At 50.5% G+C, this 15,403-nt stretch carries 9 protein-coding genes; all 9 read right to left on the bottom strand.

The genetic code is table 11. The annotated features are described in order from the left end of the window. Window positions 1-7: 7 nt before the first annotated feature. Window positions 8-853, bottom strand: coding sequence for a PepSY-associated TM helix domain-containing protein (locus A1332_RS15350; RefSeq protein WP_231890315.1), 846 nt, complete (start codon window positions 851-853; stop codon window positions 8-10). Between the two features lie 73 nt (window positions 854-926). Further along, window positions 927-3,353 (bottom strand): TonB-dependent siderophore receptor, encoded by a 2,427-nt coding sequence (locus A1332_RS15345; RefSeq protein WP_064009348.1) that lies wholly within the window; start codon window positions 3,351-3,353, stop codon window positions 927-929. A gap of 359 nt (window positions 3,354-3,712) precedes the next feature. Continuing rightward, on the bottom strand, window positions 3,713-4,918 hold the full coding sequence (locus tag A1332_RS15340; RefSeq protein ID WP_082879715.1) for a FecR family protein: 1,206 nt from the start codon (window positions 4,916-4,918) through the stop codon (window positions 3,713-3,715). 68 nt (window positions 4,919-4,986) lie between these two features. Further along, a complete protein-coding gene (locus A1332_RS15335; RefSeq protein WP_064009347.1) occupies window positions 4,987-5,502 on the bottom strand; it encodes an RNA polymerase sigma factor in 516 nt (171 codons plus the stop codon). Between the two features lie 221 nt (window positions 5,503-5,723). Then, complete coding sequence (locus A1332_RS15330) at window positions 5,724-6,647, bottom strand: LysR substrate-binding domain-containing protein (protein ID WP_064009346.1); 924 nt, start codon at window positions 6,645-6,647, stop codon at window positions 5,724-5,726. A 471-nt stretch (window positions 6,648-7,118) separates the two neighbouring features. Next, window positions 7,119-11,045 (bottom strand): PAS domain S-box protein, encoded by a 3,927-nt coding sequence (locus A1332_RS15325; protein ID WP_064009345.1) that lies wholly within the window; start codon window positions 11,043-11,045, stop codon window positions 7,119-7,121. Between the two features lie 49 nt (window positions 11,046-11,094). Further along, entirely contained in the window at window positions 11,095-12,237 is a 1,143-nt protein-coding gene (locus A1332_RS15320; protein WP_064009344.1) for a response regulator, read from the bottom strand. A gap of 236 nt (window positions 12,238-12,473) precedes the next feature. After that, window positions 12,474-13,955 (bottom strand): N-acetylmuramoyl-L-alanine amidase, encoded by a 1,482-nt coding sequence (locus A1332_RS15315; protein ID WP_064009343.1) that lies wholly within the window; start codon window positions 13,953-13,955, stop codon window positions 12,474-12,476. A gap of 9 nt (window positions 13,956-13,964) precedes the next feature. Next, on the bottom strand, window positions 13,965-15,335 hold the full coding sequence (locus A1332_RS15310; RefSeq protein ID WP_064009342.1) for a hypothetical protein: 1,371 nt from the start codon (window positions 15,333-15,335) through the stop codon (window positions 13,965-13,967). Window positions 15,336-15,403 lie beyond the last annotated feature (68 nt).

Below are 15,403 nucleotides of genomic sequence, written 5' to 3'. Positions count from 1 at the left end.
GATTTGACTATTTCTCGTAGCGCATGTCGGTGATCTCTAAAACTCGAGAAAAACTGATTGGTACTTGATTATGCTCTGGCAAAACACTCTGAATGTTGGGCCACGCCGGAGAAACCGGGGAAAATACACTTATCAAGCCGCGACCGTATTCCGGAAAAATTAAATACACACCCGATAAAATCAAAAAAAGAAGAACAATTACGCTATAAAAACCAAAAGTCTTATGCAAATCGAAATTTAATGGTTCAATGCTCGAGTTTTTCTTGATTGTCAGTGCGTTTCTAAGTTTACCGGGGGTGGGCCACCACAAAATCAAGCCTGTCAATACAGAAAATAATAAACCCAAGCCTATAAAGCCCACGATATTCATCCCTGCTTTCGCCAGGCCCAATGAATAATGGAAGCGCAAAATAAAATCCTTAAACGGATCGCGCCATATCCGTTCAAAATCGATTAATAACCGCTGCCCTGTTACTTCTGCCGTATAGGGATTGATAAAAATTTGATGTCTTTCCAGATAGCTCGCATCGGGTGATGGCTGTTCAAACCACAGAGCAAACGCAAGTCCGTCGCGTCGCGGGAAATCAAGGCTTATCGCTTTACCAATGGTCGGCAAGGCACCAATACCCGATGCGACAATCTTATCGATTGGCTGGTAACGTTCATGCCCGGTTTTAACGGAAACGGTCATAAGGTTAGAATTAAGCCACTCGTCTAATGGAAGTTCAAATGCCAACAAACTCCCAGTTAAGCCAATAATGACGAAGATCGCCCCCGCAAATAGGCCAAGATACAAATGTAGTTTTAGCCATAGTTTGCGGCGATTTTTGCGTGCCATATCCATTGCAGTCATTTAACTAAATTCACAGATTAAGCCTGAAAATTTTCCTTCTATTTAAGGCTTGACTGTATTAGAAATTGGTTGGTTAAAACTCCACTCGAACCGATCCCATAAAAGTACGGGGGGTTCCAATGGTGATAAAACTTCCACTATTAGTACCTGCGTAGTAGTTTTTATCCAGTAAGTTATCAACATTGAATTGGGTCGTTACTTTTGTATTCCCAACTTTCATTTGGTAGCTTGCCATTAGGTTTGCTGTAACAAAGCCAGGCAACTCATAAGTATTTCCTGCGTTGCCCTCTTTTTGACCCTGCGCGATGGCTCCCGCACCGAACTTAAGTCCTCGCAAAGCACTGGTTTGAAATTCGTAAGTACTCCAAAAGCTTCCGGAATGTTTTGGGGCTAAAAACAATCTATTTCCCTGGTTACCAATTCCCCCTGTAGGATCAACATCTTTAGTTATTTTTGCAAAGGGTGTGTAAGCGTAAGTTGCGATAACATTCCAACCGGGAATGATTTCTCCCGTAGTATCAAACTCTATCCCCTTGCTTATAGCTTCACCAATCGCACGGCCATTTCCATTTGGGTCTCCTGGGATTGCAGTAAAAAGATTCTGTTTAGTCAATTCGAAATAAGATACTGTTGTTCTTAACCTCCCATCCCAAAATTCTGTTTTAAAACCTGTTTCCCATTGTTGAGCACTTTCTGGTGGGAGCGAAGTTCCATCCGTATTAAATAAACTATTGGTGCCACCAAAGTTTTCGGTATAGCTACCATAAAGTGAAAGCCAATTGACTGGCTGCCATAATAAACCACCACGAGGACTAATATGATCAACTGATTCGGTGACGCGTCCAAGAATATTGTTTATCCCTTCGGCATTGTCGTAACGAAGTCCACCAAGTGCATGGAAATGGTAAGGAAGCTCAATTTGGTCTTGAAAATACAACCCGTGCCAGGACTGGGTATATCCTTGATCATCCCGTTTCGTTAAAGCAGGGGATGTTATTAAATAAACCGGGATGAAAATATTAAATCCCGAAACCGATCCACCATATCTATTTGTTATCTGGTCATCGATAACAAAATAATCGTAGCCCCACAATAGCTTATGCTTAAGTACACCGGTTGAAATATTCCCAATCAAATTAAGCGAAGTAAAATATCGTTGTGAGCTAGGTGTTGCATTGTTGAAATTGCGAGTAAGCAAACCATTAGCTCCGGCTGCGCCAAAGTTTAAAGTTTTGCTTTCTTTTTCCATAAATTCAGATGTAAATCTATGAGTTAGCTTCCAGTTGTCATTGAACTCATGTGACCAATTGAATCCAACTAGCACTCTATCGCCGACATTCTTATTGTTTAGTGGCTCATGTAACGCTCTGTCCAATGGAACATTCGCTGGACGATCGCCTATTCGAGTGATCCCTGGATCAGGTTTATCGTTGTAGTGTTGATATTCAAGCTCAAGGGTCGCTTGGGTTCTCGGACTAATATTCCACTTGAGAACTGGGGCGACAAACACTCGCTCCCCTTCTATAAAATCTCGGAAAGAGCCTGCGTTTTCATAGGACATGTTAAGTCTATAGAGCAGAGTGTCATCCTTTGTAATTGGTGCAGTCGCATCCAAGGTGGTTCGGTAGAAATCATATGACCCAAACTGTTGCTGTAGGGCATAATAGGGAGTTGTATGCGGCTGTTTAGTGACAATATTAACAATCCCCCCCGGCTCTGCTCGACCAAACAATATAGACCCCGGCCCTTTGAGAACTTCCACTCGTTCTATATTGGTAGTGTCTCGCTTAGTTCCGGCGCTACCGCCGACAATGGTAGGAATTAAAACTCCATCCCGATAAGTAATATTATTTTGGAAACCGCGGATTTGGTAACCATCTGTCGCGCCTTGATTAATTGCTCCAAGCGTTACCCCACTTACGTTTTGCACCGCTTTGTCGATACGTGTCACTTGTTGGTCTTGCAGCACTTGTTTGGTCACGACCTGCACCGAAAACGGCGTCTCCATGATCGGCGTATCCGTCTTAGTCGCTGTAGAAGCATTGGGCAACCGGTAATCCGGATTATAGGGATCAGTGGCATCATAAGCCGCCTTCCCCACCACCTGCACCGCCGGCATAGTCTGCGGCCCCAGATTGTTGTGCAGTTCCGCCGCTCGCGGCTGCAAGGTGATGGCCCCTTCGCCGGTCGTCACCGCTTGCACCGGCGCATCGCCCAATAAAATCCTGATTGCTTCGTCGGCGGTATAGTCGCCTTGCAAGGTACGGCTGCGCAGGTTGTCGGCGATGTCGGTCCCGTACATCAATTGTTGCTGACTTTGCCTGCCGAACATCAGTAAGGCCTGATTCAGCGATTGGGCGGGGATGTCGAAATGGTGTTTGTTGCCGGCGGCATCGCCGTGGGCGGTTTGCGAGATCAGCGCCGCGAGTAAGACAGCTTTGGCGGCATGGCGCCGGCCCTTGCCGGCTGAGAAAGGTTTGCAATACTTTGCGGTGGACATGGATTCTCCTGGTTTCGGTCTGGTTACACTGCAGCATTCGGGCTGGTGTTAGTTAAGACGGAAACTTTTTAAAAACCCACATCAGGTGGTCAGGGAATTTTTTTAATCGGGGGAAATTGGCAATGGCAAATTGAGAGGGTGATGTTTATGCGGGGCGGTGTTTGCTTGAATAGTTTAGGATAAATCCCCCTCGATCCCCTGTATGCCCCTTGTGGGTACTTTTTCAAAGGGGGAAGTGAACGTCGCCCAGGCTCGGATTCGATGGTTTTATTTCCCCTCTTTGAAAAAGAGGGGCCAGGGGAGATTTTTTAGATAAATCCCCCTCAATCCCCCTTTTTCAAAGGGGGAAGTAACAGCGCCTAGCGCAGCACTACCAGATAGGGCGTGACGTTGACAATCTGCAGCTCCGGCACGGCGGCTTTTAAACTGGCGATAGCTTGATCCAGCGCATCCAGCCGAAACAGGCCGCTGATCCGCTTGTCGGCCAGCGCCGGATTCAGCAACATGACCCGTCCGGGCCGGTATTGATTGATTTGGGCGACGGCTTGGTGCAGCGGCAGGCCATCGAATTGCAGATAGCCATCGCGCCACAGCGCCATGTTTTCCGAGCGGTTTACAGTTTGTAAGGCAATAGTGTTGGCGCCTATCAACGCCGATTGTCCGGCTGTCAGCCGTTCGCGGTGCTGACGCTGTGCATCCTGGATTTCGACTATGCCTTCAACCAGTTCGATCTGGGTTTGCGCCGACTGGCGCTGGACGCTGAAAGCGGTGCCAACTGCCCGGACTTCACTGCCAGCGCTGCTGACCACAAACGGCCGCTGCGCATTTTTAGCCACTTCGAAAAAAGCTTCGCCCGTCAACAGCTCCACCCGGCGCACGTTATCGTCGAAATGAATCGCCAGCGCCGTGGCCGTGTTGAGCATTACTCGCGAGCCGTCGGCCAAGGTTACGGTGCGTTGCTCGCCCTTGCCGGTAAGATAATCGGCCCGCCAGAATGCCGGTGGATACAGCGCGGTGAGCGTGACCGCCAGCAATGCACAGCAAGCTACCGCCAAAGTGAGAGAACGGCGGCTGCGGGGTCTGGTATTGACGCGGCCTTTAAGACTCCTAAGGCCGTCATTCCCGCGCAGGCGGGAATCCAATTTGGCTACCAGGCCGTTTGCCTGCCTACCACCTCCCCCTGGAGTCTCTCGTAATAACTCCCTCTCCTCATCTAGCCACGCGGGCATAAATGAAGGGGTTGGGGTAAAGGAGTTAGCATTGCTTTGCATACCCTCACCCTGCCCTCTCCCAGGGGGAGAGGGTTCTAGTTTGGCTTTTGAGACACCCTCCCCCGGTAAGGGTTGCGCACCGGGAATGACGCGGCGGCCACGCAGTTGTCCCAAGCCCACCCACAGTTTTTCTGCACGTTGCCACGCTTGTTCGTGCGCGCTGTCGGCGGCCCGCCAGGCATTCAGTTCTTGCCGCGCAGACTGAGAAAACTCCCCGGAATGCAATTGGCTTAACCATGCGCAAGCCTGCTCCAGCAAACGCTCGGCATCGTCCGGCATCGGTTCGGTGGACATGGTCAATTCCTGATTGAACGGTGGAGGAGATATATCATAGACGAGGCCATTGGCCGAAACCACAGTCGCTATTTGGATTCATCCCGGGTTTTAGCACAATGCACTAAGGCTTTTTTGATGTTTTCTTCCACGGTGCGGAGGGAGATGTTCAGCGTTTCGGCGATTTCGCGCTGCTTCAAGCCTTCGAAGCGGTTGAGGTAAAAAATCCGCTGACTCAAGGGGGACAAGCTGGCCATGCCCTCGATCAGTCGGTCCAAATCCTGTTCACCCAGTGCCACGGTTTCCGCGCAGCGCAGGTCTTCGACTTCCGGCGGCGTATCGTCCGGCCATTCCACAATCGCAGCACTGCGTACGGTCTGACTGCGATAGTAATCAATCAACAGGTTTTGCGCGGTACGGAACAGATAGGCTTTCAGATTGCCGACGCTGCTCAAGTCCTCGCTACGACATAGGCGCACGAAGGCTTCCTGGCAAATGTCCGCAGCGGTTTCCCGGCAACGCACACGCGAAAACAGCGCGGCTTCCAGTTCGCCGTGGCAACTGACGTACAACTCTTGCAGAGATTGATGAGCTTGAAAAGACATTTGCCGGCTTAATGGTTTCGGTATCTAGGCTTAAACCGAAAACTGCCAGCAAATTTAAAGCCGGACGAGAAATTTTTTGCTCAATCAAACAGCTAGACAACCGACAAGGCTCCAAACCCGATAATTTTTTATTAATCTATGTTAAATAAATGACGCCATATGCCGGATTTCACGCACTTTAGCTGTACTCAAACAAAAGGGACTGATTGTCCGATATCTCATTAAGCGTCAAAACCTTCGCCTCGTTCCCGACTTTTCCGGTCCGCCTCAGCCAGCAATTCGTCGATAAAATAACGGCAGTAATTGGGTACGTACAATTGCTTCAGATATGCAATTTTCGTGGTGGAACTGGGTATCAAGCCGGACAGGTCTATGGCAAGCAGATCGCTATCCTTGACTGCCTCGTATGCCGTGCCGGCGATAATCCCCACGCCCATCCCCAGGCGCACATAGGTTTTAATCACGTCGGAATCGGCCGCCGCCAACGTAATATCCAGCGGCAAATGCGCGTTATAAAAGGCTTTTTCTATGGTCGTTCGGCCGGTAAAGCCTGGGGTGTAGGTCAGAATCGGCTCTGCTGATAGCCGTTGCAGGCTTATTTCGCCTTCCGCCAGCGGATGGCCGAGTGGAACCACGGCGACGTGATGCCAGTGATAACAAGGCTTGACCACTAATTTATCGTCTTCATCCAGTTTTTCGGTGCAGATGGCGATGTCGGCCTGATGCCGGTGTAACAAGTTAATCAGATTATCCGGTGACGATTGCACCATATAGATTTTAATGCCCGGATATTTGCGCCTAAAACGGCCTATCGGTTCCGGCAGTAAATATTTGGCCTGCGTATGCGTAGTAGCTATCCGTAAAGTGCCGTTGCTGTTCTCCAGAAAGTCGTCGGCAATCAGTTGGATATTTTTTTTAGCCTGATTGATTAAATCAACTTCTTCCATAATCTTTTCGCCCAAAGGCGTCAGACCGGTGAGTTTCTTCCCTTGTCTGACAAACAGCGGCGAGCCCACTTCTATTTCAAACAACTGGAGTTGCCGACTAACCGCCGATTGCACCACGTGCATTTTTTCTGCGGCTTTGCTCAAATTGAAATCGGTTTCCTGCAAAACTCGCAGCAATTCCAATTGATTAAGATTCATAGGCTTGCTCCTAAAAAAATTTCGGGATTCAAAGCAAAATTTTATTACTAACCTATACTGTAATTCGACGTTGCGATGAGAATCTATTCTTTCGATATAAAAATCACATTATATCGTTTTATTTTAGAGGTTCCGTTCATTAACATGACAAATCGACCAGGTGATTTCGTCGGCTTTTGTTAGTGAGAGGCAGACCTCCTCCTAGCGACAGGGATGTTTTGATGGCGGGTTGCATAAACCCGCCATTTTTTTCGCCGCCACTCCCACGTGAATGCCGTCAAGTAAGCGCTGATTGAGTCCTTCGATAGGCTGAGGACGAACGGATAATACTTAACTTATTAACCCGGCCCTTAAATATCGTCGCTCCCGCGAAAGCGGGAGCCCAGTGACTATAATGTATTCGCTGCGCGGTCTAACGGCTCCCGCATACTCGGGAATGGCGGATGGCAGAAAAATATATTCGGATTTGCCCTAACTAGCGACAGCCCGTTTACTCTGCAACTCCGCCAGAATAGTTTCCAGCGTATTGGCCAAACTCTCGGCTAGTTCAATCGCGTCATCGGCTTGATCCTTAGCGGCCGCTTCGGCTTGCTGCGCCAAACTCTGTATTTGCTGAATCTCGAAAATGCCGGCAAAGCCTTTCAAGTTATGCGCGACAAATTTAATGGCGGCATAGTCGCGCTGCTCGGCGGCCAGTCTTAGTTTATCGACATTAGCTTGCTGCGCGCCATCCAAGGCGTTGTCGATCAACTTGTCTATAAATGCCTGACGGCCATCAAAACGTTGTTGCAACGCCGCCCAATCGATCAAGCCTTCGGTAGCTACTTCCGCCACAGCGTCATTTACCGTTTCGGGCATTTTGAGTGCCGCTGCGGCACCGCCCTTACTACCAATTTCATCAGACACTTTGTTGATGGACACATGCTGCCGCAACGCGCCGACCAGGGCATTGGCATCGATCGGTTTAGTAACGCGATCACGCATCCCCATTTCCAGGCAGCGCTGCCGCTCTTCGGGCATGGCGTGAGCGGTCAAACCGATGATCGGTAAATCCGGCGCGATTTCCAGAATACGCCGCGCCGCCTGATAGCCATCCATCACCGGCATCTGAATATCCATCAACACCGCGTCGAAACCGGCATAGCCGGCTTCCTCCAAGCGATCCAGCGCCTGTTGACCGTTTTCCGCAAACGTCACCTGCGCACCTTCGTGGATCAGCAAATCCTCCAGCACCAATCGATTTAAAGCCACGTCTTCCGCAGCCAATATTCTAAAACCGCGCAAGCGTCCGCCGTGGTCCTGATGATAATCGGCCGAATGCTCGACACCGGCATCGGTCGCCGGCAGCGGCACACTCAGTGTGAATTTGCTACCCGCTCCCAGCGTACTTTTGACGACAATATCGCCGCCCATCAAGTTGGCAAGATCCCGACTTATCGCCAATCCCAAACCGCTGCCGCCGAATTTGCGGGTGGTAGAGTTATCCGCTTGCTCGAAAGCGGTAAACAGACGACCAATCTGCTCGGCGGTCATGCCGATGCCGCTGTCCGTCACGCTGATTTCAGTCATATCTTTCTGCCGGGAAATTTCCAGGCTGACATAGCCATGCTCGGTAAACTTCACTGCATTTGACAATAAATTGACCAAAATCTGCCTTAATCGCAACGGGTCGCCATTCACCCATTCCGGCAAATCTTGGGGGCGATGCACTATCAGATCGAGTTGCTTTTCCTTGGCACGCATATCCACCAGACTGATGGCATCTTGAATCAAAGCATCCAGGCGAAACGGATGCTCGTCTAAAGTCATCTTGCCGGCCTCAATTTTAGAAAAATCCAGGATGTCGTTGACCACACTCAGTAAATGCATGCCGGCATCGTAAATACGGGCGCTGTTTTCCTGCATATTCCGCCCGGCATTATCGCGCAGGCTAATTTTGGCCAAGCCGATAATCGCATTTAATGGCGTACGAATTTCATGACTCATATTGGCAAGAAACTCGCTTTTCATATGCACCAGATGTTCTGCTTCCAAACGCGCGGCTTCGTGCGCCTGCTCTACTGCCTTGCGATGGCTGATGTCGCGCATCACGCCGATGTAAGTGCTGCCGAAATCGTCCATTAATTCGTTGACGCTCAACTCTATCGGCACCAGTAGCCCATCCTTACGTTTGCCCTCCACTTCGATCCTCCGGCCGATAATGACTCTTTCCTTGGTGTTATCCAGATGCCGGCTCAAATAACCGTCATGCTCGGAATGGTAAGGCTCCGGCATCAACATCTTCACATTCTGCCCCAATAATTCGTCTTCTTCGTAGCCGAACAAATCGCCGATTGCATCATTAACCAGCAGCATGATGCCTTTGCTATCAATCAACACCACTGCATCGGACATGGTCCGCAGTACCGCTCTGGTCCTGGCTTCGCTGGTGATTAATGCCGCCTTGGCGCGTTTGTTTTCGCTGATATCGCGCACCGTGGCCTGCACAACAATTTCGCTGTCAATTTCTACCCTACTGAGTTGCACTTCGGCATAAAAAGTCTCGCCGTTTAAACGTTTATGCAACCATTCGAAGACAACCGAGCCATCGGCGATAGCCATCTCAAGCTTTTCATTTGCCAACTCGCAGGATGATCGGCCATCCGGCTGGTATTCCGGCGACAATGAGGCCGGCGTTTGCGCTAAAAACTCTTGTTCACCGCGACAAGCAAACAGGCTGAGTGCCGCCGGGTTGACCGAGATAAATCCGCGTCTGGCACTGAGAGTCATCAAGGCATCCCGCGACGATTCGAACAGAGCCCGATGGCGCTGTTCGCTGGCTTGCAAAGTCTGTATCGCCTGTTTTTGCGCGGAAATGTCTCTAATAAAGGCGCTGAATTCGACAGCATTTCCCAATTTATTAGGGGTGATGGCCAATTCAATCGGAAACTCATGCCCGTCGCGGTGCAGCGCCACCACTTCAATTCTCTGGTTCAACACAGATCCACTTCCAGTATCCAAATAGCGCCGCATACCTTGCTGATGGGCTTGCCGATAGCGCTCCGGAATAATCACATCGTGCAACAAGCGGCCCAAGACGTCTGAGGCCGGCCAACCGAATATCTGTTCGGCCTGACGATTCCAACCATTGATAAAACCATCGGCGTCCATCTGCACCAAGGCATCCAAAGCAGTATCGACAATACTGCGGAGGCGGATCTCGTCCTCGCGCCTCGCGGTTAACAGTGCGGAAAAGCCGTCGGCCATTTCGTTAAAACTCTCCGCAACCTGCCCGATTTCATCGCGCATGGTTAAGGGCATTCTTTGCTGAAAGTCGCCACCGGAAAACGCTTTTGCGGTTTTCGCCAACTTCTCCACGTATCGGCTAACCGCAAGATGGGCGCCAATTGCAAAATAAATGATCAGCATAAATATAAAGCCGGGGATGCCGATGCTCAGAGCTAACGTCGTTTTCGCTGCCTTAATTCTTGCCTCGATCAACTGTTCGGCCGCTGGAATAAAGCTGTCGTAAATTTCCGAATACGCCGTATCCAGCGCTAAAGTCACCGTCGAATAAAAGTATTCCGGATTGATGGAGAATTTTTCCTGAACAATATCGGCAATCACATGCTGAGTAATCAGACTGGCTGCGTTGACGATATTGTCCCTGGTATTAGTCAGTATTGGGTGCAGTTCCGGTTTATAGCGTTTAAAGTCATGGGTAGTTTCTTCAATGACTCTGATGCCGGTTTCGATTCTATCCTTGATGAGGTAAATCTCGATTTTTTCCTGATCGCTAATCTGCTTTTTGGCTAGTATCCCAACACCGTAGCCGCGCAGCTGGGCGATACCTTCCAAGGCCCTCGGCATTTGCTCAGTTACCAGCATGATCAAATGGTAGGAATCCAGATTGGAATCGGTGAACAACAAGGATTCCTCACCAATCAGTTCCTCCAAATCCAATAACTTTTCAACCAAGCGGCTATGTAAACGATAGCTTTCCTGAATGCTTTGATTGGCGGCGTTTTGCCGGAGTTGTTCCCAATCGTTTTTTATGTCCGCATATGCCACGGCAGGCAAAGAATCCACCGCTAGCGTTTGTCCCAAAGCCGATAAGGCCGTAGCGACTTTGGTTTCCGATATGTCACGTTTATCGCGCAAACTCTCTATGCCGCCGAGCACCGCTACGGTAATGCCCCTATGCTGCTGCACAAATTGCATGGTCTGCGTAATATGCTTGATTTTTAACAGTCCTTGCAGCTCGCACTCGGAATCCAGAATCACCCGATTCAAGCTTTGATAAAGACTGTAGAACACCACGACGACGGCCAGCAGCGACAGAAAACCTATCACCACAAACTTCTTGCTGAAACTCAATCGATTCATCAACGCCACGGCGGGCGAAAACAAAGCTTGCATAGGCAATCCTCGGTGCGACGACTAGATCGGTAGGGATTCGGGCGGGTATTTAGCGGCTAACCTGAGCAGATAGCAGCAGGGCTTTTTGCTTTTCGACAATTTGGTTCAGACGCAAGGCCAGCCTGTTGTCGTTCTCGAACAGGTTGTCCATCTGCGAAGTGAGTTCGTCCACATAACCGTGCAGCAAAAACTCCTGGCTATCGGTCAACCCCAGATGAATAAAGGCGCTTTCCATGTTCATTTTGTGCTGTTCCGCCAAATTCACCATTTGGGCATGATTGGCTTGTTGGTTGGCCTCGATCTCGATCAATAAATCGGTCAATTCCTTAACGCCTTCCAGGCGGGCATTCGCTTCCTGCAAACGCTGTTGTTCGCTTATCATGGCTTCGACCCGCGCACCGGCACCTTCGGCAAGTATCGCCAGATGATCCCGTAATCGGCCAATCGCATCCGGATCGTCAGTATCAAGGCCGGCCACCAATAACGTCACGTGCGAGAAATTGAATACTAGGCGATCACCGGCCTGATAAATTCGGCCCAGCTTAGCCACATAGGTAAGGATGGATTCTTCCAGCGGGGTACAGATTTTTTCCGGGCTAAAGTCGTATTCCTTCACGGTATCGGTCAATTTCACCAATCCGTTTAGACCGTATTGCTGTAGGGTCTCGATTATTAAACTGCCTAATTCCTGAAACGTAACGCATTGGAATGACGTTCGTAAGAATTGCAGTATGGTACCGGTTTCCCCTAAGCTGGACATGGCGGTAAATGCGGTTTTTTGAGCATAAGACAGTTGCGATTGCAGTTGCCTTTTCTGCTGCTCGGCTTCGATTGCCAAATCAACCTTGCGCAGCAACACATCTTTTTTGGCGTTTTTCGGAATGAAATCGTTGCCGCCGGCATCGAACGCGGTCAGCAAAATCTCCAGATCGTCGTGTGCGGAAACAAACATGACCTGCACATCGTCATTGCCGTCGGCGCGAATCTGCCGACAAACCTCAATACCGCTGAGGCCCGGCATTTCGATATCCAGCAAGATCAGATTGGGGGCCAAATCCATCGCCGCCAAACATTCCTCGCCATTGGCAAACTCGTGGAGTTGATAGTCATGCCCCTGCAATTGGTCGGTTATGACCAAACGCAACAGAGCATCGTCATCCACTACAAAAATACAGAATGGTTTTTCGGGCATGATATTTCCTGGGTTCCTGGAATTGCGGGTGAGGCGATAGAGTGTGCCAAATAAGCATAGCGGTCCGAGCCGAAATTGCCTGACCGCTCAATTAAACCATCTTAACAGCCGCAGCGAACATCCATGCCGGCGGCTGGGCAGAACTGTGACGACGGCATCGGTTGTGAAAATAACCTTGTGATAGTGCACTACAAATGCCTTATCAAAAACCACGCATCGGAGTGAACAAGCGCGAATCAGGCGCCGTGCGCATTGGCAACGCCCAACGCCGCCCAGTCAAAAGCAGGGCCTATATCCCATTTATCGCTACGGAAATTCACATGGCTGGCGATGCCAGAGTACTGTTGGAAAAACGCCAGATCGCGCTCAAATTGCTTGGCCTTGGGGGGCAAGGTTTTCGGAATGGAAAACCGCGCGCATAAATCGTTCAGCAATAAGCGAATCGCCTGCACCTGTTGCTCTGGAAAGGTGGCGAAATACTGCTCGCCCCGATAGCTGGTATGCATGTATTTGGCGGTTTGGGTTTTGTCACAGTATTTGCTGCCGAATGGCTGGGTTTGGCCCCGGCGCGGCGGCCACCAATTCAAGACATCCAGATTATCCGCCGCCGGCCGCAACGGCCCGACATTGGCAATTTCTATCGCTATCGAGCGCTGATCCAGCCTGCCGTTAAAACCCTTCACACCCAGATGATAAGCCCACTGCGTCGGATCGAATACTTCATAGACCGTGCCGTCGACATCGATCAAATAGGCGGCGGCAACATGTTGGGCATCGCCGATCCAGGTATCGAATGCCGACTTGGCCGATGAGCCGGCGGTAAAATGCAACACAATCAAATCTTTTTTCGGCTTCTCGGTAAAAAACTGCCCGGCCGGCAAGCGAAACCGGGAACGATTGATCGCCAAACTAGCGGCAACGGCGGTGGATTGGTTGCTGAGCACCATAGTATCGGTACTCGCCTCGCCTTCGCTCGGCGTTACCAACAGCCGCGGATTAGGCCGATCAGTAGCGCCGGCCCAGAAAAAACAACCATCCTTATCCTGATACCAAAAGCCGTTGCCGGACACGACATCGCCTACCGTAAAGCTGACGATCTCGACTTTGCTGTTGGCTTCCATGACTTGAACTACCGGAGCGCTGACGGAGGGACGGCTGCGCAAATTTGCCCTGCTCAGCAAACCGACTTGTTTTCCGGCCACTGAATTGACTGCCGGATCGGGCAAGGCAGCCGCGATCAGTTTGGCAATGTCGATACTGGAACCGGGACAACTTACCGAGGCACGAATCGCGCTATGCGACAACACATGTTCCGCATCGACGTTAATCCGCCAGCGGTCGGCAATCTCTCGGATCAATTTCGAGCATGCCGCCGATTGCGTCGCAGCGGGCTGGCCGACCACCGCTACTTCCAGGGCAATGCCAATCGAGAAAAAATTGGGGTTGGTATTGGGTCTTTGCTTGATAAAACCAGCGGACGGATTGACCACCAAGCCGGCATGAAAAGCAGTGTCGGCTTCCTGGACATATTGATAAATCTTGCCGTTGTTGCCGATGGCGTAATGCATGGATTGCAAAGCGCCCGACTTGTTGTAGCGCATACTGGCATCTGCCAGACTGCCATCCGCCGAGTGCAGGACAATGATGTCCGGTTTGAAGCCAGCCGGACGGCCGGTCCGAAAATTACCCTGCGCGCAGCCTATCCATTGCTTGTCCATAAGGCCTCCTCAACCCTGCGCCTGCAGATCGCCACGCTCGCCTTGCAAAGGATTTGAGGCTGACGGAATATCCGGGTTTTGCGGATCGCCGCCCACGGCCTGCGTGGTTTGGCGAATAGCCTTCTGCTCGTCGTCCTTGCGTGCGAGGCCGGAACGCAATTGCACCAGCTTACTCAAGGCGTTATACCAAAACGGCCCACCCAAACTGAGCAGAAAGATCGACAAGATCAAACCGGGAATACTCACCATTTTCCAATGTTTGCACCAGTTTTTTCGGTCAACAGGCAGGCTGATCAAGCCCTGTTCCGCTAAAAAATTAAGATAATACTTTTGCTTTTCAAGATCGATGCGTTCGTTGGCTTTAACAGTGTCTGCCGCTGGCGCCTCGGCATCCTGCCCTCCGGTAACTTTGGCATCGGCTGATTGAATCGCATCCTTTATTTGCGGATCTTCCGTCAGTTTGGGCGCCAATTCCACGAAGGCCGCCCGCATTTTCTCGTCCATAGACAACCGGTTGATCAAATACACCGTGTCCAACTGCAAGACGATGGCTACCAGGGCCGCACTGACCACGCTAACCACGCGAGTGGTGGCGGTGAACCTGACGCTGACGCGATCAATCAAATGGTCGAAATTCAAACAAATTATCGCCAAAAATTCGCTGGTGGCCTCTTGCAACAAAGCGTTCGAAGCGCGCACATCATGAGCAAGTTCAGGATTAGATTTTTCAAATTCCAGCGCCAACATCCGGGCGTTTTTCAAGGTAGCGGCCGGATCTTCGATGCCGTTGTCGTGCAGCACCGCTTTCAATTTATCCAGTAGATAGATTTGATCGGCGACGACTTTCTCCAGTTTGTGATACTGCTGCTTTTTAGGTTCGGCCTTGGCTTTTTTGATCTTGGCAAGCAGCGTTTCGATACCCAGGCGCTTCAAGAATAGCGGGTATTGCAGCAGTTTGGTTTCCAGTGCGTCCGTGGCTTGGCCGACATTGATGGTTTTGTTGGCTAACCTGGCTTTGATCTGTTCGAATTCGGTTTTGATCGACACATTATAGCCAGCTGCCAAATCCAGCAAGATCTTGATGAACTCTTCGCGATGGATCACTTCGCCAAACTGAAAAAACTGTAACCACTCCGGCAATCGACACCGACAGCGGCCGCCGATAGTCCGTTGCATCAGGGTTAACGCGGCAATGGCCTCGGCCTCGGTTCGGGAAAATCTGGCATCCAGCAATTCCAGCAAGTCGGCCAAGCCGGTACGCAGATTGCGGCCGCGGCTGGCCAGTAAATTCAGGATTCCCTGGCTGATTAAGGTCACCGCCATGCTGACGATCAACATCACCACCGATAAACCCAGTAACACATCCAGTGACTTCAACATCGTTATTCTCCTGTGGAAAACCGTTGCGGCGGAACGAATCTACCATCCTCGCTAAAGCGCCGTCCAGG

Origin of the sequence: Methylomonas methanica, assembly GCF_001644035.1 — a bacterium.
In the GTDB taxonomy this organism is placed as follows: Bacteria; Pseudomonadota; Gammaproteobacteria; order Methylococcales; family Methylomonadaceae; genus Methylomonas; species Methylomonas methanica_A.
Note: the sequence above shows the minus strand (reverse complement) of the source record. Positions and strands in the feature narration are given on the sequence as shown.